This is a genomic window from Shimazuella sp. NTD250, from assembly GCF_059510375.1.
The window spans coordinates 346,156-366,298 of the sequence record NZ_JCAJZS010000003.1 but is presented as its reverse complement, the minus strand read 5'-3'; the positions used below and the strand labels follow the sequence as shown (position 1 = coordinate 366,298).

The window sequence follows — 20,143 nt, the reverse complement described above, 5'->3', positions numbered from 1 at the left end:
TTAGTTTGACCCAATCAAATTATCCCCTACAGGAGTTGAAGCGAAAAAGACCAAAAACCCATTGGATCTGGTATATATGTACAATAGCTGCATCTTTGTTGGTCGGATTAAGCATCGCTTTTGCTATGCAACAAACGAATCAAGCTTCAACTTCAACCAAAAAAACAAAATCAACGGTTTTTGCAGTTAACAAATCTCCCAATATAACACACACGAAACTAGCCGTTAAACAACCATCAGGGCAAGTAAAAGTAAATCCAGTACCTGCAACTGAGTCCAAAACTTCTGTTTATTCAGTGACATCAACCAAAACAGAACAAACTGATGTAATACAACAAAAACAATCAACCAAACAAAAAAAGGCAACAAGTTCTACTACAACTAAAAAGCCAACAAAGTTACATTCTCAATCAAAGCCTAGTCAAGTCAAGGAATCCAAACCAAATCCCCCAAAAGAGACACCACCAACGAAATCAACGGAAACTCCTGTTGTCACTGATCCAGAAGTACCAAACCATGATGGACCTATTATCCGCATTGTAGATCGAGTAACCAGTACGGTACAATTCTTACTCACAGGAAAAACAAATTAGGTATTACAAAAAACCTCCACTCTCATAGTGGAGGTTTTTGCACTTAACTGTTTTATAGTTATCCAACAAGTTCTTTTTTCTTAATACCTTGGACAATTTGTTGACCATGTAGTCGTCCATTTTCTATAAATACTTTACTAGTCTCTTTCCCACATATGACAACGCCAGCAACATATAAGTTAGGAACTGTAGTCTCCATGTACTCCGAGTAAATGGGGACTTTGGCATCTGACTCAAACTGAACACCTGCACTTTGTAAAAGAGAAGTATCTGGTTGATAACCTGTCATTGCAAAAACAAACTCGGTAGGTATTTTTCTCCTATTACCTTGATGACGAACAATAACAGTATCATCTTGTATCTCTTCCACTTCGGTATCCCAAAACATTTTTACTCGTCCATTTTTGATAACTGCTTCAATCAACGGTTTTACCCATGGTTTTACACTCGATTGAAAAGAAGACCGCCGATAGATCATCGTTACATTTGCTCGGACATAAGACAACTCCAAAGCTGTATCAACTGCTGAGTTTTTTCCACCTATCACCACCACATCTCTTCCAGCATATGGATGAGCTTCTCGGAAATAATGATGGACATGAGGTGAATTTTCCCCAGGAACATTTAATAAATTTGGTTTTCCATAATATCCTGTCGCAACGATCAAGTACTTAGAATGGAAAATTTGCTTTTTTCCACGATAAGTAGACCAGATCTCAAAATGATGAGGATTAACATAAATATGCTCCACTGGTTGATATTGATGAATACGCAATCCAAAATGTTCCACCAATCTCCGATAGTATGTTAAACCTTCTATTCGCGTAGGCTTTTCGTGAATGGTAGGGAAAGGTACATTGCCAATTTCAATCTTATCTGGAGAACTAAAAAAAGTCATCCCAAGTGGAAAGTGATAGATCGAATTCGTTATACACCCTTTTTCCAAGATCAATGGATTAAATCCAGCTTTTTTTAACTCGATTGCAGTTGATAACCCACATGGCCCTGCACCAATAATAATTACATCTTCCATTTTGTCATCCTCTTACGCGAAAAACACCCAAGTGGGTGCTTTTCATTTTTCTTCTATTATATGTTTAAACCCACCCGCGGAACCGGGAAGCTTCAGCCATTTTCCTTACACCAACGATATAAGCTGCTAAACGCATATCTATACCACGAGACTCCGCTGCTTGGTAAACATTTGCAAATGCTTTAACCATAATTTCTTCCAGTCTGGACTGGACTTCTTCATCTGACCAATAGTACCCCTGATTATTTTGTACCCATTCAAAGTAAGAAACAGTAACTCCTCCAGCACTTGCAATTACATCTGGAACGAGCAGTATTCCTCGTTCCGTTAAGATACGTGTACCTTCTAATGTAGTTGGACCGTTTGCAGCTTCCACCACGATGCTTGCTTTAATATTAGCTGCGTTGCGAGCTGTAATTTGGTTTTCAACAGCTGCGGGTACCAAAATATCACAATCTAATTCTAATAAATCTTGGTTAGAAATCGTATCTTTAAATAGCTTTGTAACTGTTCCGAATGAATCCCTACGCTCCAATAAATAATCAATATCCAATCCATCTGGATCATGAAGCGCTCCATAAGCATCCGAGATCCCAACGACTTTTGCGCCAGCATCATGCATAAACTTAGCAAGGAAACTACCCGCATTACCAAAACCTTGAATGACAACTCGAGCGCCTTTGATATCAATGTTTCGTTTTTTTGCTGCTTCGTTAATCATGATAGTCACACCTGCTGCTGTAGCAGTTTCACGTCCACGTGACCCACCTAAAACCAAAGGCTTTCCTGTAATAAATCCTGGAGAATCGAATTCACGGATACGACTATATTCATCTACCATCCATGCCATTATTTGGGAGTTGGTAAAAACATCAGGTGCTGGAATATCTTTGGTTGGTCCCACGATTTGACTGATCGCTCGAACATAACCACGAGATAAACGCTCTAACTCTCCAAAAGACATGTTTCGTGGGTCACAGACAATACCGCCTTTCCCACCGCCATAAGGCAAGTCCACAATACCTGCTTTTAAGCTCATCCAAATGGATAATGCTTTTACTTCTGATTCTGTTACATCTGGATGGAAACGAACACCACCTTTGGTTGGTCCAACTGCATCGTTATGTTGAGCACGGTATCCTGTAAATACTTTCACTTTTCCATCGTCCATACGAACCGGAATTCGGACAGTCAATATACGCATTGGTTCCTTTAGCAGATCATACACCGCCTCTGGATATCCTAGTTTATCCAATGCATTTTTTACAACTGTTTGTGTAGAAACTAGTACATCTAGATTTTCTTCTTGACCTTTCGCTATTGTTTGTCCCATCCTAACCACCTCGAAATGTTATCGAACTTATTCCATCACGTGAACAGTATACACCACTTCTTTAGCAGGAAAAAGCCTGTAAAAAAAGAAGAAATAATATATAAAAAATTACGATTGACACACCCTTTTCACCTTACTACAAATGCAAAGTAAAAATCAATGTAATTCCATAAAAAAACGCGCTCGAAGCGCGTAATAATTCTCTATATCATTAACCAAAATAGTGGATAATCTCTTTAATCGCATTCTCTTTCCATATTTCTTTACCGTACTCCATTAAAAAAACATCTGTTGCTGTTGAAGGCTCTCCAAATTCCAATAAAATTGCAATAACACCTTCTAAGCGTGAAGTTGGGATATCGTCTGAGAATAAAAGATAATAAGAATCTTTATAGCTATATACTTGACCCGCTTGTTTCACTAACGGTTCTAGACGGAGAGCGGCTTGAACCAAGTATTCGAAGTCGCTAAACCGGAAAGCGATACGATCACTCTCTTCCATCGTTACCTCTAGCTCATAAACATCGCTGCCATCATAGTCATCATTTTCTGATTTAGGAACTCGTCCTCGTGTTACGACAACAACCATCCCTTGCGCTGGTAAGGCAAATACCTCTACGGCTAAAGGCCCAGCAATCTCAAAGCCTAATTCTTGGTAGGCATGCTCCATCATATCATTAAATAGTTCATGCACCTTGGGGATATCACGCCACATATCCTCTTTCTCAATTCCTCGATCCATTAAATCATCCAAAGTTAAAAAGAAACGGACCTTATCCCCACCTAGACGTTCGACACGCATGGCTCTTACCCTCCCTCGCTGGAGACCTTTACATGGTATTGTATGTGTTAGGAGAATAATTTGTTCCTTCTCCAAGTCTCCATTTCTTTCTACTATTATGATACATGAACGTCCCTAAAAATGCTATAAAAGGATAACTTACTTCTCTTTATTTAATTGCTCTTTCCGGAGTAAAAGTATGTCTCTATATTCACTCCATTCCCTCCATTGGTAAATCGCAAACAAAAAAAAGAAGAGAGTTGTATGTGTAGGAAGAAACAGGAAGAGTATACCCAAAATACATACATAAAATAGAAGAACAAAGGTTTTTTGTAGAGAGGAGTTCATCAGTATCATATAATTTATCAATTTGTATATATTTTGGGTAGAAAGGAACAACGCTACAATCAATCCACATACAGATAAATAATATGGTACACTGATGTAAGCCCAGAAATTATCTTGATTAGGGAAATAATATAACGCCACGCAAGTAGCAATACTCACTATCCAAATTGTTTTACTCATCACCATCCCTCCCTCTTCACTATATGATAGAAGTATGGGTTCAATGTTTGCCTCATTCTTACGAATTACCTTTTCTTTCTTTATTGATTTACTCTCTATGTGTACTTGCACATTCCTTGTTGCAATATGCACTGAATCATTCTACAATGGTGTATGAAGTTCTTAGGCTACATACTTGGAAGGAGATCTCAATCATGCGTACTTGGGTAGATAAGGACACATGTATTGCATGTGGTGCTTGCGGAGCAACTGCACCAGATGTTTATGACTATGACGAAGATGGAATTGCATATGTAACATTAGATGATAATACAGGTACAGCCGATGTACCAGAAGACCTACATGACGATGTTCGTGATGCACAAGAAGGATGTCCTACTGACTCCATCAAAGTCGAAGAATAAAAAGGGGCCAACACGCCTCTTTTTTATTTTGTGGAAATTTCTCTCTGTAACGTTTAAAATGTTGCTTGTACATATTTAAGGAGGTTTCATAATGTCCCAAGAAATTATTGTAGATGCCTTTATTGAAATTCCAACTGGCAGTCAAAACAAATATGAATACGATAAAGAAAAAGGTGTTTTCCGTTTAGATCGTGTTCTTTTTTCGCCTATGCATTATCCAACTGAATATGGATACCTAGATGGAACATTGGCAGAAGATGGAGATCCATTAGACATTCTAGTTCTCACCAGTTTTCCGACTTTTCCTGGATGTGTTATTTCCAGTCGTGTAATTGGTGTGTTGGTAATGTCTGATGACAAAGGCCAAGATGAAAAACTGCTAGCCGTACCAACAGACGATCCACGTTTTGCAAATGTAAAAAGCTTAGATGATGTCGCCCCGCATATTTTGGATGAGATCTCTCACTTTTTCCAAGTCTACAAAGATCTGGAGAAAAAAGAAACACATATCGAAGGTTGGAAAGATGCAGCATTTGCCTCTAATCTTTACCAAGCATGTCTATCTCGTCACCAAGAAACAAAGTAGAAACTCCCCGTCATGGGGAGTTTTTTCATTTACATACTTCTTTTCGATAAATATGAAAAATAGATACAAAAAAGAAGCTACAACTGTTGATAGCTCCTTTCTTCTATATACTAGATAACGATCAGACGCCAGTCATCTGGCTTACTTTTTCGTTTCTCTTGGGTCGCAATTACCATCTGCTCTAATACCGCAGGAGAAGATAGCTCTGTTTTTTGTACCATCCGACTCGCAATCAGTACATTTTCCATAGCTAATGTAATAGCTGTTTCTGATTCATTTTTTGGCGAAAAATAATGGGTCTGTTTGGTTAATTTTTCTCTTAAGCACATCAAAAGCAATTCCAATACACTTTTCACTTGACCTTGAGCGCATACATCTGCGAGCCATCCAACTTGTACTTCCAATAGAGCAGAGTCGTTCCCAGTAACAAAATCATGACACCAGTTATTTAACTTACCCAACAAATCCTTTAATTCTAAGGGCGAAAGTTCATTTAATTCCGCTTTGTATTTTAGAGAAGCAAGCAATTGTGCATCTGTAGATGCAAATCCTGCCTCAAGATATTGCTCCATTTGGTTTTGCAGAGAAGGAGGAGAAAATCGAACCCATTGACATCTTGATTGGATAGTAGGCAAAATACGTTCTTTTTTATCCGTAATGAGAATCGCAACCATCGGAGAGATGGGTTCTTCTAAAAATTTGAGTAATGAATTTGCTGTTTCTAATCGCATTTTCTCAGCAGATTCAATAATAAGAATTCGTGTAATATGGTTGGATGCTCGATATCGAAAAGTTGCTTGTACTGCTCTAACTTGATCTATTTTAATATAAGCACCATCTGGTTGAATTGTAATCACATCTGGATGATTTCCATGTTCAATTTGAATGCAAGTTGGACAAGAATCACATGCATCGATATCTTTTTTCTCACAATTTAACGCTTTAGCAAGTTGAATAGCCATTCTTATAGGTTCATCCATATCTAAAGCTGTAAATAAGTAGGCATGTGCTAACCGATTCTGCCTGATCGATGACTGAAGCCATCTGACGACACACTCTTGTCCTACCATATCTTTCATTGCCAAATCTACCGCCTCCAACAACACAGTACTTCTATCTTCATGCAAAATAAAAAAACTTGCAAGTGCTAGATAGGTTATAGACCTCAACCACTAAAGTTTCTGTTTAAATATGCAGACAAGACGTTAAACTACCTAACAAGTTCTAGGATGTAAAACTCAGAAAAATAAACTGGTTCAATCTATAAACTTCTCACTAGCTTCCATATAATACAATAAGAATGAAAGACAATTTCAAGAGAAAAGGTGAGCAACATTGAAACTGAATCATCTCAATCTGACAGTTACAGACGTCTTGGCTGCACGTAAGTTTTTAGAAACTTATTTTGGTTTAACATGCACAGCAACCCGTGGAAATGGATTTGCCTTAATGTACGACGAAGATGAATTTGTACTAACATTGATGTATGGAAAAGAAGTGAATTATCCAAAAACCTTCCATATTGGATTCCCGCAAAAGAGCAGAGAGCAAGTAGATGAAATAAATAAACAGTTGAAAGAAGATGGATTTGACGTACAGCCACCTGCCCAATCACATGGCTATACTTTTTATGTAAAAGCTCCTGGAGGATTTACAGTCGAAGTAGTTCATTAGTTTAAATTTCCTTGATTTTAGGAACAGTAAATTTTCGGCAAGACGAGTTAAAAAGTAAAGCTCCAAATCAAAGATTGGAGCTTTACCTAATTCACCAATGATGCTATTTTTTCACAACAAGTTCTAGTGCCACAGGGATATTAGCATCGACCTTTTCACCAGCTAAAACTTTTTTCACTGTTTCGATCGCGGTTTCCCCCATAACATCTGGCTTTTGAGCAATCGTCGCAGATAATTCGCCTTTGTTCACTGCTGCTTTCGCTTCATCAGTACCATCAAAACCGATAACTTTCACATTTGTGAGACCAGCAGATTTTAAAGCTTCTAGTGCTCCTAAAGCCATTTCATCATTTTGTGCAAATACACCTTGGATGTTCTTGTTTCCTTGGATGATATTTTCCATAACAGAGAGTCCTTTGGAACGATCAAAATCTGCGGATTGTTTAGAGACTACTTTTAACTTCCCATCAATCACTTTATGGAAACCTTGTCCACGCTCACGTGCAGCAGATGAACCAGGTACACCTTCCAACTCAACAATGTTTGCTCCATTACCAACTAGCTGAAGTAAATGTTTTCCAGCCATTTCTCCTCCAGATACATTGTCAGACGCGATATGAGAAACTACTTTTCCCCCATTTGCAGAGCGATCCAATGTAATAACAGGAATATTTGCATTGTTAGCCGATTGAACTGCGGAAACTACAGCATCAGAGTCGACTGGGTTAATTAACAAAAAGTCTACGTTTTTTTGAATCAAATCTTCTACATCACTCGCTTGTTTTGCTGAATTATTTTGCGCATCTACTGTAATTAATTTATATCCCAACTCTTTTGCTTTCTTTTCAGTTGCATTTTTTAAAGTAACGAAGAATGGATTGTTCATGGTAGAAATAGAAAGTCCAATTGTTTTTGCAGATTTCTTATCACTTGTCTTTTCTTGTCCTGCTGGTTGCATCGAACAACCAACTAAAAGCAACATTCCAACAAGGACCAGTGTAAATATTTTTTTCATTTTATATCTGATCTCCTTTATGATTTTTTTCGATCAATGAGTACTGCTAACAAAATGACAAATCCTTTTACCACAAGTTGATAAAATGGAGAGACATTCAATAAATTTAGTCCATTATTCAATACTCCAATAATCAATGCACCAATTAACGTTCCCCAGATGGAGCCTTTCCCACCAGAAAGACTGGTACCACCCAACACTACTGCTGCAATTGCATCTAATTCGTACGAAGTGCCGACATTTGGATCAGCTGAATTCAAGCGAGAAATTAAGATAACCCCTGCTAATGCAGAAAGTGCTCCGGAAATGGAATAAATGACTACTTTGATGCGATCGACTTTGATGCCAGCTAAAATCGAAGCTTCTTCATTACCACCGATGGCATAGGTCTGTCGGCCAAAAACCGTTTTCTTTAATACAAAAAGCAAAAACAGGAAAACCACTAACATAGTCACAACTGGGATCGGAATACCAAATAAATAACCTTTCCCAAACAATTGAAAGGACAGATCATTACCCATCCCCGTAATAGGACTACCATCTGTATACACCAGGGTGAATCCTCGGAAAATAGTTAGCGTGGCGAGAGTTGCAATAAAAGGAGCTACTTTTCCTTTGGTAATCATAAAACCATTAAATGCACCCATTATTGCTCCAGCCACAATTCCTATTAGTAATGCGGGATAGAAACTTACTCCTTTTGCTATCAATTGGGCTACCACAGCACTCGATAGCGCCAACATAGAGCCAACAGATAAATCAATGCCACCTGTTAAGATAACAAAAGTCATTCCAAAAGCTATCAATGCATTGATAGAAACTTGCCGTAAAACATTCAACAAATTATTGATCGTTAAAAAATCAGCACTTAAAGCGCTTACAATTAGGATAATGAGCACTAAACCAATCATGGAACCTAATTGCTTCCATCCAGTCCCTAGTCTTTCTCGAATTGCAGTCACGATTTATTTCCCTCCTGTTGCTAGATTCATGATCTTCTCACCTGTAGCATCTTGTTTGTCCACAAATCCACCAACTCTTCCTTCAGTTATGACCATGATACGATCACTAATACCTAAGACCTCTGGTAAATCTGAAGAAACAACAATGATCGCTACACCTTGATCAGCCAACTCTTGCATGAGAGAATAAATCTCTTTTTTTGCTCCTACATCCACACCTCTTGTCGGTTCATCAAGTATAAGACAATCCGGCCTAAGTCCAAGCCATTTCGCAAGAACTACTTTTTGTTGGTTTCCACCGCTTAAAGATTTGACTTGTTGCGTTTCATTCGTGGTTTTAACGTTTAATTTTTTTATCATCTTATGAACAAAACTTTTTTCTTTTTGCTTGGATATAACGAATAATGATTGAAATTGTTTCAAAATTGGTAGAACCATATTCTCTTGAATCGAAAAATCTATTATTAAACCTTCAGATTTTCGATCCTCTGTTATAAAACCTAAGCCATATCGTATGGCGTCTGATGGTTTTCGAATGGACACTCGATCCCCATTTATCCATATCTCCCCTGAATGGACTGATTCATAGCCAAAAATAGCTTTCATGATCTCGGTTCTACCTGCGCCCATTAAACCAGCTACACCTAAAATCTCTCCTTTTTTTACATGAAAAGAGATATTTTCAAATGCACCTTTTCTTGTCAGATCTTTGACTTCTAAAAACACATCTGATTGCTTATGGCCAGATCGTATAGGATATCGTTCTCCAATACTTCGCCCTACCATCAAATAAACTACTTCATCAAATGTTGTTTCTTTTACTTGTTTAGTCGCGATATATTGTCCATCACGTAATATCGTTATTTTGTCACATACTTCAAATATCTCTTCCATCCGATGAGAGATATACACAAAAGACACACCTTGACTTTTGAGTTTTTCAATCAGGGAAAAAAGTATTTGGATTTCACGATCCGTTAAAGCAGCTGTAGGCTCGTCCATGATGATAACCTGTGCTTGGAGTCTTAATGCTTTTGCAATTTCGATCATCTGCTGTTGTCCTACAGAAAGCGAACCTGCAAGCTTTGAAGCTTTAACAGATAAACCAAGACTGGCTAAATACTCTTCTGTTTTCTGTTCCATCTGTTTGGTTTTTAAAATTCCCGTGTGACCTATCTTTTCTTCATGTCCTAGAAATAAGTTTTCGGCAACAGTTAAATTCGGGAAAATATTCAGCTCTTGATGAATAAAAGCAATTCCTTTTTCTTCTGCTTCCTTCGCATTTTTAAATTTGGTTTCCCTACCATCAATTAAAACTTGTCCTTCATCCTGGGTGTATACACCAGTCAAGATTTTCATCAACGTTGATTTTCCGGCACCATTTTCACCCATAAGAGCATGTACTTCACCAGACTCTAAAGCAAAATCAACCCTATTAAGCACTTGATTCTTAGCAAAAGACTTCGATATATTTTTTAATTGAATTCGCATAAAACCTCCTCCCTTCTTAAAAGATCACTCCTGCATGCAAAATAACGTTTGCATATGGGGTATTTTCACCTGTTCGGATGATAGCCTTCGCTTCGTAACATGCTTTTTTAAATTGCTCATGTGAAACAAATGATTTGCCCTGATCAGAAAAAATAGACTCTACCTGTTGAAATAAATTCGGATTATGCTGCTTTATTTCGGAAGCAAGCGTTACTTTTTCTACTTCTAATTCTCTTAAAACAACATGTAAAACTTCGATAAATGTAGGTTTTCCTAGATCAACAGCCAAATCAATCCTTTTTACATGTTCAGGAATTGGTAAGCCGCTATCTGCTATTACAATGGTATCGGTATGCCCCATTCGTGCCAATACAGTAGATATCTCACTATTGATGACGCCTATTTTTTTCATCGATCTCACCTTGAACTTGAATTAATTGTTCTAATGTGGGCATTCCTGCTTGTGCACCTAACCTACCCACTGATAATCCTGCTGCTAAGTTGGCAAACGCAATCGCTTCTTTCAATTTGTATCCCTTTGTTAGGCCAATAGCGAATGCGGCATTAAAGGTGTCTCCAGCCCCAGTGGTATCCACTACCTTAACTTTTCTTGCTGGAACATGGATCAACTGCTCTCCATCATGAAACCGAACACCATTTTCACCTTCGGTTACGATTAATTTATTTGGGTATTTTTTCAGCACTTCTTCTAATTCTTCATCAGGAAAAAGTATCTTTGCTTCATGTTCGTTAGGAGTAAGATAAGTTACTTTATCCACCATATCCTTCGGCAAAGCTTGCGCAGGAGCCGGATTTAACAAAACAGGAGTTTGTAATTCTTGGCAAAGGTCGATTGCATATGTTACTGTCGTGAGTGGAATTTCCAGTTGAAGAATCACGATAGAAGCATCTTCTATCCATTTTCGAATTGATTGTATGATCTCCACAGACACCATTGCATTTGCCGCAGGGATAACAATAATGGTATTATCACTTTCTGCAACTGTGATATGAGCAGTACCTGTACTCACATCTGACAGAACTTGAATGTTCGTTGTATTTATCCCTTCCTTTTTCAAGTTCTGAAGCATGGATGCTCCAAACGAATCATCTCCTACTGCACCAACCATGTGTACATCTGCTCCTAACCGAGCAGCAGCAACTGCTTGATTGGCTCCCTTCCCTCCAGGAATAGTAAGAAATTTTTCTCCAAAAATAGTTTCGCCTGGATGAGCACGTCGAGAAGCGATCACAACTAGATCCATATTAATACTGCCGATTATCACTATGTTGCTCATCCATTTGACTCCTTTCGAGTTGTATCACGTTCTATCCATTCTACTGGCAAACAACTGACCATCGGATCACAAGTTTTCGTTTCAATCCATTGCAATAATATTTTGGTTGCTTTTTCGCCTAGTTGATAGATCGGTTGTGCGACTGTGGAGATAGATGGATAGAATAACTGTCCAAACAAAATTCCATCATAACCCATGATTTGTAATTTTTCTGGTACAGCAATCCCTCGACGCAAAGCAGTTTTTAAAACAGATACTGCAATAACATCATTTGCTGCAAATATTCCATCTGTTTCTGGAAAACGATCAAACAGGTCATTGATTAACCGCTCGTCAGTTCTTGGTTGAAAGGAGCTCTCCAATATGTGATAGGAAACACTTTCTTTTTTTACTATATCCAAAAATCCCTGATACCTTGCTTCAGCAGAATCTAAATACTTTGGACCTCGAATATGAACCAAATGTTTGGATCCTTTTTGCAGCAATATCCGAGCTGCAAGTTGTCCCCCTTGGTAATGATCAGCATGAATAAAAGGAATCTTTGCATGAATGGGACGGTCTAATGCCACAATGGGAAAATCTTGTTGTAGATTAGAATGAGTTACTTTTTCATTGGTAATCATAATGCACCCATCTGCTTGCCGTTGCTGTAATACTTCAATATAATGCTTTTCCTTCTCTAAAATCTCATCGGTATTACAAAGGACAACGGTGTATCCATAATGATGTGCAGTGTCTTCTATCGCCCTAGCCAATTCTGTAAAAAAAGGGTTTGTAATATCTGGAATGATCAGCCCAATAAGTTTTGAATTCTTTTTATATAGTGTTCGTGCTATTTCATTTGGACGATAATGTAATTGGGATATTGCTGCTTCTACACTTTGTTTCGTAGATTCATGGACATAACCATTTTTGTTTATCACTCGTGATACAGTGGCAACAGAAACCCCGGCTAACTTCGCCACATCACGAATAGTAGCCAAATCCTTCACACCTCCCCTTCCGTATGTAACCGGTTACATGAAACCGGTTACATACACTATATCTTCGTGTATTTTTTTAGTCAAGTATATTTTTAATATCAAAGGAAAAATATTTCCGTATTATTATTACCAGTGGGAAGGATAGTAAATTTTTATGGATTTATTTTTGATGTTTTTATATTTACATTTTATTTCCTTAGGTTTTATGTCTTTCCAACGTATCTAAACACAAACACAAAGCATTTTCTGATTGATCTGAACGTTTCTCTATCATATAATAAATTTGGAATGTGTTACCCATACTTTCTGGTGACTTCTTGGAGTAAGCGTGATCTTTTTGGACGCGTCACACGGGAAGGAAACAAATGATGTTTTGAAAACAAATCGTTTCCCCGTTACGGTTACGGATACGTCCTTTTAGCTAACATATAGTGTTGGTTAAAAAAACGTATTCGCATCGGTAACAGGATACGATCAAGCTTACCAGTAACTGCGACCAGTGATCGCTGAAACGCAGAATGACCATGTATGGTTGTCTTAACCATTCTATGTAATTTGCTTTGTTTTATTTTGCTTTTTACCAGATAGTTCTACTATCTGGTTTTTTGTGTTTTCGCAAGTCGAAAAAAGCTGCTTTCATCCATAAATACTAAAAAAGCGAACATTATCACTATAACTCACAATAAACGTTCTTTATTACGGACCCATTTTTCACAAAAGTGCATTGACATGCTTTTCTTATTCGTGTTAAAGTAAGCACAACTTCATACGAAAGCGATGAAAGAGCCAAATGAGGAAAGAGGAATTAAAGAGAGCCGGTGGTTGGTGTAAATCGGCATTCCTAACCTGATGGAGCACTCTGGAGTGATTTGCTGAAAGAATATAGTAGGCAAATACGGTAGATCCGTTACCTCTAAGTCAACTGACTTTTCAAGGTTGTTTGCGTGAGCAAACGATGATTTGAGGGTGGCACCACGAGTCTCTCGTCCCTCACCTACCTACAGTAGGTGACTGGAACGAGTTTTTTTATTTTAAGGAGGAAATTTATCTTATGTTTATAGCAAACAAAATCAATCTTCGCATTCCAGGTCCAACTCCGATACCACCAGCAGTTCAAGCTGCTATGAATAAGCCAATGATTGGTCATAGAAGCGGTGAAGCTAGTACACTCATCAAAAAGGTAAGCGAACGCTTAAAACCTTTTTTTGGCACAAATGAGTCCCCTCTATTGTTTACTGGCAGTGGTACTTCTGTCCTTGAAGCAGCTGTTGTCAATACGGTTCAACCTAATGAAGAAGCTATCGTGGTAGTAACAGGTGTATTTGGGGATCGTTTCGCGAAAATATTGACAGAATATGGTGTTATTGTAAAGAAATTAGATGTGGAATGGGGGAAAACTCCTGAACCTGATGCTGTAAAAAACGTATTGAAACAAAATCCAAACGCAAAAGCTGTCTTTTTTACTCAATGTGAAACATCTACAGGAGTTTTAAATCCAATTGATAAATTAGCCCCTATCGTTAAGGAACATTCTGATGCCTTCGTCATCGTGGATGCTGTTAGTTCCTTAGGTGCCGTACCATTTGAGATGGATCAGTGGGGAGTCGATATCACAGTTGCTGGTTCACAGAAAGCATTGATGATCCCTGCTGGATTGGCGTTTGCAGCAGTTAGCCAAAAAGCATGGAAAGTAATTGAAGAAAATAAAAATCCAAAGTTTTATCTCGATTTCAGACGTTACCGCGATAATCTAATAAAAGGCACAACTCCGTTTACTCCTGCTGTATCACTATTGTTTGGCCTTGATGCCGCGCTTGAGTTACTGGAGCAGGAAGGATTGACTCAAATTTTCAAACGTCATGAAGTGATGAAAGAAATGACCCGAAGTGCTATTCGTGCTCTTTCTTTACCATTAATGACAAGTGACCAGGACGCTTCTCCAACTGTTACATCTGTGTTCCAAGCTGATGGTTGGAATAGTGAAAGCCTTCGAAGCGATCTCAAAAATATGGGAATTGTCATCGCAGGAGGACAACAACATTTAAAAGGAAAGATCTTCCGCATCGGTCATATGGGCTACTGCGACCCCTTCGATATATTACCTGTTCTATCTGCAATTGAGATTTCCTTAAAGAAACAAAATGTAGCCCTATCTTTTGGTACTGCAATACAAGCTGCTGAGGAGGTTTTATCTACTTATGTTTAAAGTATTGGTAACAGATAATATAAGCGATTTAGGATTAGCTGCTCTGTCAGATGCACAAGATGTGGTGGTTGTAAAAAAGACAGGATTATCATCAGACCAACTATTGCTTGAAATAGAAGACGCAGATGCACTGCTCGTTCGCAGCCAAACGCAAGTGACTGCGGAAGTACTAGAAAGAGCTCATAAATTGAAAGTAATTGGTAGAGCTGGAGTAGGTGTAGATAACATCGATGTTGATGCCGCTACAAAACGTGGCATTATCGTGATGAACGCTCCCGATGGAAATACGATTTCAACCGCTGAGCATACTTTTGCAATGCTCATCTCCCTATCCCGTAATATTCCACAAGCTTATCGGTCCACCATCAATGGGGAATGGAAACGAAAAGAGTATGTTGGGGTAGAGCTTAATGGAAAAACATTAAGCATAATCGGATTAGGACGTATTGGTGCAGAATTGGCCCTCAAAGCAAAAGCTTTTCGGATGAATGTCGTCGCGTTTGATCCCTATTTGACTATTGCCCGTGCCGAAGAACTGGGAGTACAAAAAGCTTCGTTTGAAGATGCTATTCGAGCAGGAGATTTTATCTCTGTTCACACTCCTTTAACCAAACAAACTCGTCATCTCATCAGCAGTGACGCTTTTCATCAGATGAAAGATGGGGTTCGTATTTTGAATTGTGCACGTGGTGGTATTATCGATGAGTATGCACTTGTCACTGCTATTCAATCTAGCAAAGTTGCTGGAGCTGCGTTGGATGTATTTGAACAAGAACCACCTGCATCCGATCACCCACTCTTCGTTTTACCACAAGTTATTGTTACGCCTCACCTTGGTGCTTCTACTGTGGAAGCACAAGAAAATGTAGCTATAGACGTTGCTGAAGAAGTACTACATGTACTGAGAAACAAACCTTTCAAAAATGCAGTAAATCTTCCTTCACTATCAGCAGAATTACAAAAAAAGATAGGACCTTACCTGCCATTAGTAGAAAAGCTAGGAAAATTTGCTTCCCAACTGGCAACTGGTGCTGTACAAAGAATGATTATCTCCTATGGCGGAGAAGTAGCAGACCTTGAAGTTTCCGCATTAACACGAGCTTTACTAAGTGGTGTACTCTCAGAGCATCTTGATGGAATTAACCAAGTAAATGCCCCACATGTGGCGAAGAATCGTGGAATTGAAGTTCTTGAAAAAAAATCCACTGCTAGTCATGGATTTACACAGTTGATAACAGTAAATATTACGACAAGCAGAGGAAAAACTACTGTTTCTGGTACATTACTGAATGGATTTGGTGCTAGAATCACAAAAGTAAATGGATATTCTGTTGACGTTGTCCCAGAAGGACATATTCTTCACATCACTCATCAAGACCAACCAGGGGTTGTTGGAAAAGTTGGGACAATCCTCGGAAATGACAATGTAAACATTGCTACGATGCAAGTTGGTCGAGAAACAATCGGTGGACAGGCCATTATGCTACTAGGAATAGACAAAGGTATTGACGAGAATGCTCTTGAAAATCTACGTGAGTGTGGTGTAGTAAATGGAGTTCAAGTGATTGAGCTCTAGTCATTAGTATAATAGTGGTGTAAACGATTGTAACGGGAGGAAACATCGTGAGCAAAGTAGCTATTGTAACAGGAGCAAGTCGCGGAGTAGGCTATGAGATTGTAAAACAATTTGTTCAGACGGGATATCGAGTAGTTGCTGCTGCTCGGGATAAAGAATCCTTAAACAAGTTAGCAAAGATAGCTCCTGAGCAAATTTTCCCTGTAAGCTGTGATATCACCAAACAAGAGCAAGTAAAAGATGTCATCGACCAAACGATAGCAAAATGGGATCAAATTGATATTTTAGTAAACAATGCTGGAGTTGGGCATTTTGCTCCGGTCGACGAACTAACAGAAGAACAATGGGATGAAATGCTTAATGTAAACAGCAAAGGGCCTTTTCTTACTTGCAAATATGCTATCCCTCACTTAAAAACGACAAAAGGCCATATTGTCAATATCTCCAGTGGAGCAGGCCTTGGAGCATTTGCTAAAGGTGGAGGATACTGCGCATCCAAATTTGCATTGATGGCATTGTCTGATAGCTTAACCCAAGAGCTTAAGCCATATCATGTACGAGTATCCACCATCTGTCCAGGCTCCATTAAGACTAATTTTGGCACCCCCAAAGACTGGGCTCTGCCACCTGAAAAAGTCGCAGAAACGGTTCTGATGGTTGTTGAATCCCCTAAAGAAGTCATCTATGGTCAAATTGTGATGCGTCCACAAGTTCCGTAAATGTTTTGAAACGAGCGACCGACTTGATCTATTGAAGGAATGATTCAAGTCGGTCTTTTCTCACTTAGTCACGGTTCAACGCTCCCAGTCAAGAGCCGTTGCCTTTCGGCGGTGCTCCTGATTCCACCTGCATCACCGGCAGCGTCACCGAACCCATTTCTGACTTTACTCCTGTGATCTCATTTGGATTCCCAGAACAGATCACGATCTGAGGCACAGTGATATATCCGTAGGTCACAGCGCCCTTTCGGGACAAGCTATTCTGAAGAAATCGCAGAAGTCGCATTAATCGTACCTTTCTAACTAGTGCGCTTAATTATTATAGTAACACAATAGTTAGTCAATAGATTATATTCGCTTTGAGTCATTTACAAAAAAAGATGTCGGTCCAAGATAGACCAACATCTCTCTTCCGTTATCCTATTAACTCCTCATCATTCTCTAACTTTACCTCTACTGGTAGCTGTACAGAGAACGTTGTCCCCACACCCAATTTACTTCGAACGGTAACATCGCCATCATGAGCTTTGATTAAATGTTTTACGATCGACAATCCGAGTCCAGTTCCAGAAGAGTTGTCTCGTTTCCGAGATTTATCCGCTTTGTAGAATCTCTCAAATAAAAATGGCAAGTCTTCTTCTGGTATTCCTTCCCCTGTATCGACGACATCGAGATGAACAAAGTCATTTTCCCAATAAACTTTTACAGTAACGGTTCCATCTTCTGGTGTATGTCGTATTGCATTTCCGATTAAGTTAGTCAAAATTTGTTCCACTTTGTCTGTATCCCAAAATACTTCAGGCAATGGATTATGGAAATCACTAGTTAACTCAACTTTTTGCTCTTCTGCCAAGTTTGCAAATTTTCGGCATACCCGGGTAATGAATGGATGCAAGGAGATAAAGGTTGGTTCTAAGTCAATATACCCAGCTTCCATCCTCGCTAAGTCAAGCAACTGACTGACTAATCTACCCATACGTTGTGACTCATCATTAATCACTTGAGCAATCTCGTGTCGAACTTCTGGTGTTTCTGCAATATCATCTAACAAAGCTTCACTATATCCTTGTAACATAGCAAGTGGTGTTCGGAGTTCATGGGAAACATTGGCCACAAAATCTTTGCGGAACTTTTCAAGTAATCGTTCATCTGTAACATCTCGAATAACGGCTACTGCTCCCCTCACTTGATTCCTCGCATATAGTGGAGTCATGGCAACAGACCAGGTTCTTCCTTGTTCTGTAATGTCTCCCTGATACTCTTTCTCCTCCTCCAATACTTGGCGAAATGCGGTTTCCAATGGAGGCGGAAGTAAACGAGAATGAGGAAAATCATATAGAGTTAGTAATTTTTCAGCAGGTGGATTGGTGACAATGACTTTACCTGAAGCACTGATGGTCAAAACTCCATCGACCATACTTCTCAGAATACTAGTCAACTGTTCCTTCTCATGAGATAAAAGATTAATGGATTCTTCCAACTGTCGCGCCATGCGATTAAACGTGATCGCGAGGTCAGCTATTTCATCGCGTTCATGCGGCCTGACTCGAACACGAGTGGAAAATTGCCCAAGAGCCATTTTCTCAGCTGCTTTTTGCATTTGAATCAATGGTTGGGTAATACGTGTTGATAAAAAGAAAGCAAAAACAGTAGTTAAAGCAATACCAATAAGAGCAGAATAAAAGATCCAATGTTTGATATCCGAAACACTCAACTGATCTTTTGTTTGATAAAGTAATATCGCACCAATCGTCTTATTATCTTTCTTATAAGGAACTCCAACTAAAAACACATCATTCTTTTGAAAGGCACTCGTTAAAAAGGATTCCGTTGACGGAATACGCCCAACGGCCACACTTTTATTTCCAGCTAGTATGTATGGTAAATTGGCTTTTTGAATTAGTGCTTTTGGAACAGAATCTTCAAAGGAAGATAGAGTAGGTAAAACCTTTCCATTCCGATCTACAATAACTACATGTGTGTTAAATTGTTTGGCAATGGCAATTGTATTAGCAACATAGTTAGGCATATCAATCATCGTACTGTTTAATTTGCGTTGTACGACGTCTGCTAGCTTACTTAAACTAATTTGTTGGTCTTGCACATATGTCTTTTCTACTTGTTGATTAAGAAACAAACTCAGAAGAATCAGAACGAGTGAAACCAAAATAATTATCGTAAGCCACAGTTTCCCGACAACACTTCTTAAAATCACTCTTTAGGCACCTCTAGTTTATAACCTACACCCCAAACTGTAGTTATCATCGATGCTGCACGATTGGATGCACGATTTAATTTTTCCCGGAGCCGTTTTACGTGAGTATCAACGGTTCGTAAATCGCCGAAAAACTCATAATTCCATACATCACGCAGTAGGGTTTCACGAGTGAATACTTTATCGGGTGACTGTGCCAGATAATACAGTAATTCATATTCTTTAGGGGTAAGCGAGATTGATTTGCCGCCTGCTTTTACTTCATGAGCATCATTATCAATAGTGAGTTCAGGAAAGACAATAACATTGTGTGTTTCCGTATTCGTAGATAAGTATGCGGTTGCAGATGCTCGTCGAAGTACAGCTTTCACTCGATGCACCAATTCTCTGGGACTAAACGGCTTCACTACATAATCATCCGTACCAGCTTCGAAACCTTCTACTCGATTTGTTTCTTCTCCACGAGCTGTTAACATAATGATGGGAGTAGCTTTATGTTTTCTGATCTCTGCACAAACTTCCAAACCATCCATACCTGGTAACATCAGATCTAATAAGATGAGATCGTAATTTTGTGAAGATGCTTTTTGGACTGCTATTTCCCCATCTTCTGCTTCTTCAATAACATAACCTTCTCGTTCCAAATACATCCTTAGCAAACGCCGGATGCGATCCTCGTCATCTACGACTAAGATAGAATAATTTTTGCCTTCATTAGATGCCAATACATTCACCTCTTACGAACT

Annotated in this window: 19 protein-coding genes and 1 other annotated feature; of the genes, 7 read left to right on the top strand and 12 right to left on the bottom strand. The window is 38.9% G+C overall.

All coding sequences use genetic code 11. The features are described 5' to 3' along the window. Window positions 1-5: 5 nt before the first annotated feature. On the top strand, window positions 6-593 hold the full coding sequence (locus tag AC5WOF_RS09955) for a hypothetical protein (protein WP_496049801.1): 588 nt from the start codon (window positions 6-8) through the stop codon (window positions 591-593). A gap of 58 nt (window positions 594-651) precedes the next feature. Here the strand turns inward: AC5WOF_RS09955 and AC5WOF_RS09950 are convergent, their stop codons facing one another. The 3 genes from AC5WOF_RS09950 to AC5WOF_RS09940 form a co-directional block, all read right to left on the bottom strand. Then, on the bottom strand, window positions 652-1,626 hold the full coding sequence (locus AC5WOF_RS09950; protein WP_496049800.1) for a YpdA family putative bacillithiol disulfide reductase: 975 nt from the start codon (window positions 1,624-1,626) through the stop codon (window positions 652-654). Between the two features lie 64 nt (window positions 1,627-1,690). Beyond that, window positions 1,691-2,959 carry a Glu/Leu/Phe/Val family dehydrogenase gene (locus AC5WOF_RS09945; RefSeq protein WP_496049799.1) on the bottom strand — a complete coding sequence of 423 codons (1,269 nt, stop codon included), beginning with the start codon at window positions 2,957-2,959 and terminating at the stop codon, window positions 1,691-1,693. 211 nt (window positions 2,960-3,170) lie between these two features. Then, complete coding sequence (locus AC5WOF_RS09940; RefSeq protein WP_496049798.1) at window positions 3,171-3,761, bottom strand: genetic competence negative regulator; 591 nt, start codon at window positions 3,759-3,761, stop codon at window positions 3,171-3,173. 701 nt (window positions 3,762-4,462) lie between these two features. On the opposite strand from AC5WOF_RS09940, the gene AC5WOF_RS09935 reads away from it, so the two are divergent. After that, complete coding sequence (locus AC5WOF_RS09935; protein ID WP_240874188.1) at window positions 4,463-4,672, top strand: ferredoxin; 210 nt, start codon at window positions 4,463-4,465, stop codon at window positions 4,670-4,672. An 88-nt stretch (window positions 4,673-4,760) separates the two neighbouring features. After that, the gene (locus AC5WOF_RS09930; protein ID WP_496049967.1) at window positions 4,761-5,258 is read left to right on the top strand and encodes an inorganic diphosphatase; all 498 of its coding nucleotides are present in this window, start codon (window positions 4,761-4,763) and stop codon (window positions 5,256-5,258) included. 110 nt (window positions 5,259-5,368) lie between these two features. On the opposite strand, the gene AC5WOF_RS09925 is transcribed toward AC5WOF_RS09930, so the two are convergent. Further along, entirely contained in the window at window positions 5,369-6,337 is a 969-nt protein-coding gene (locus tag AC5WOF_RS09925; RefSeq protein WP_496049966.1) for a DNA polymerase III delta subunit-related protein, read from the bottom strand. Window positions 6,338-6,593: 256 nt separating this feature from the next. On the opposite strand from AC5WOF_RS09925, the gene AC5WOF_RS09920 reads away from it, so the two are divergent. Next, a complete protein-coding gene (locus tag AC5WOF_RS09920) occupies window positions 6,594-6,932 on the top strand; it encodes a VOC family protein (RefSeq protein ID WP_496049797.1) in 339 nt (112 codons plus the stop codon). A 103-nt stretch (window positions 6,933-7,035) separates the two neighbouring features. Here the strand turns inward: AC5WOF_RS09920 and rbsB are convergent, their stop codons facing one another. The 6 genes from rbsB to AC5WOF_RS09890 are packed head-to-tail and all read right to left on the bottom strand — an operon-like array spanning window position 7,036 to window position 12,681. Further along, complete coding sequence (gene rbsB, locus AC5WOF_RS09915) at window positions 7,036-7,947, bottom strand: ribose ABC transporter substrate-binding protein RbsB (protein WP_496049796.1); 912 nt, start codon at window positions 7,945-7,947, stop codon at window positions 7,036-7,038. A gap of 17 nt (window positions 7,948-7,964) precedes the next feature. Continuing rightward, on the bottom strand, window positions 7,965-8,858 hold the full coding sequence (locus AC5WOF_RS09910; RefSeq protein WP_496049965.1) for an ABC transporter permease subunit: 894 nt from the start codon (window positions 8,856-8,858) through the stop codon (window positions 7,965-7,967). 54 nt (window positions 8,859-8,912) lie between these two features. After that, complete coding sequence (locus tag AC5WOF_RS09905; protein ID WP_496049795.1) at window positions 8,913-10,400, bottom strand: sugar ABC transporter ATP-binding protein; 1,488 nt, start codon at window positions 10,398-10,400, stop codon at window positions 8,913-8,915. A 16-nt stretch (window positions 10,401-10,416) separates the two neighbouring features. Beyond that, window positions 10,417-10,812, bottom strand: coding sequence for a D-ribose pyranase (gene rbsD, locus AC5WOF_RS09900; protein WP_496049794.1), 396 nt, complete (start codon window positions 10,810-10,812; stop codon window positions 10,417-10,419). Then, window positions 10,787-11,698, bottom strand: a complete 912-nt coding sequence (gene rbsK, locus AC5WOF_RS09895) for a ribokinase (protein WP_496049793.1) — start codon at window positions 11,696-11,698, stop codon at window positions 10,787-10,789. Before rbsK ends, rbsD begins: the two co-directional genes overlap by 26 nt. Continuing rightward, window positions 11,695-12,681: a LacI family DNA-binding transcriptional regulator gene (locus AC5WOF_RS09890; protein ID WP_496049792.1), complete on the bottom strand. Its 987-nt coding sequence runs from the start codon at window positions 12,679-12,681 to the stop codon at window positions 11,695-11,697. The genes rbsK and AC5WOF_RS09890 overlap by 4 nt, the downstream gene beginning before the upstream one ends. Window positions 12,682-13,449: 768 nt before the next feature. Continuing rightward, window positions 13,450-13,675: a binding site (T-box leader), on the top strand. 57 nt (window positions 13,676-13,732) lie between these two features. On the opposite strand from AC5WOF_RS09890, the gene AC5WOF_RS09885 reads away from it, so the two are divergent. From AC5WOF_RS09885 to AC5WOF_RS09875, 3 genes are read left to right on the top strand one after another with little or no spacing between them, the layout of a single operon-like run. Continuing rightward, a complete protein-coding gene (locus AC5WOF_RS09885; RefSeq protein WP_496049791.1) occupies window positions 13,733-14,887 on the top strand; it encodes a pyridoxal-phosphate-dependent aminotransferase family protein in 1,155 nt (384 codons plus the stop codon). Then, window positions 14,880-16,463: a phosphoglycerate dehydrogenase gene (gene serA / locus AC5WOF_RS09880; RefSeq protein WP_496049790.1), complete on the top strand. Its 1,584-nt coding sequence runs from the start codon at window positions 14,880-14,882 to the stop codon at window positions 16,461-16,463. The genes AC5WOF_RS09885 and serA overlap by 8 nt, the downstream gene beginning before the upstream one ends. Window positions 16,464-16,510: 47 nt before the next feature. After that, entirely contained in the window at window positions 16,511-17,182 is a 672-nt protein-coding gene (locus AC5WOF_RS09875) for an SDR family oxidoreductase (protein ID WP_496049789.1), read from the top strand. 415 nt (window positions 17,183-17,597) lie between these two features. Here the strand turns inward: AC5WOF_RS09875 and AC5WOF_RS09870 are convergent, their stop codons facing one another. After that, window positions 17,598-19,397 carry a sensor histidine kinase gene (locus AC5WOF_RS09870; RefSeq protein WP_496049788.1) on the bottom strand — a complete coding sequence of 600 codons (1,800 nt, stop codon included), beginning with the start codon at window positions 19,395-19,397 and terminating at the stop codon, window positions 17,598-17,600. Then, on the bottom strand, window positions 19,394-20,122 hold the full coding sequence (locus AC5WOF_RS09865) for a response regulator transcription factor (RefSeq protein ID WP_496049787.1): 729 nt from the start codon (window positions 20,120-20,122) through the stop codon (window positions 19,394-19,396). Before AC5WOF_RS09865 ends, AC5WOF_RS09870 begins: the two co-directional genes overlap by 4 nt. Window positions 20,123-20,143 lie beyond the last annotated feature (21 nt).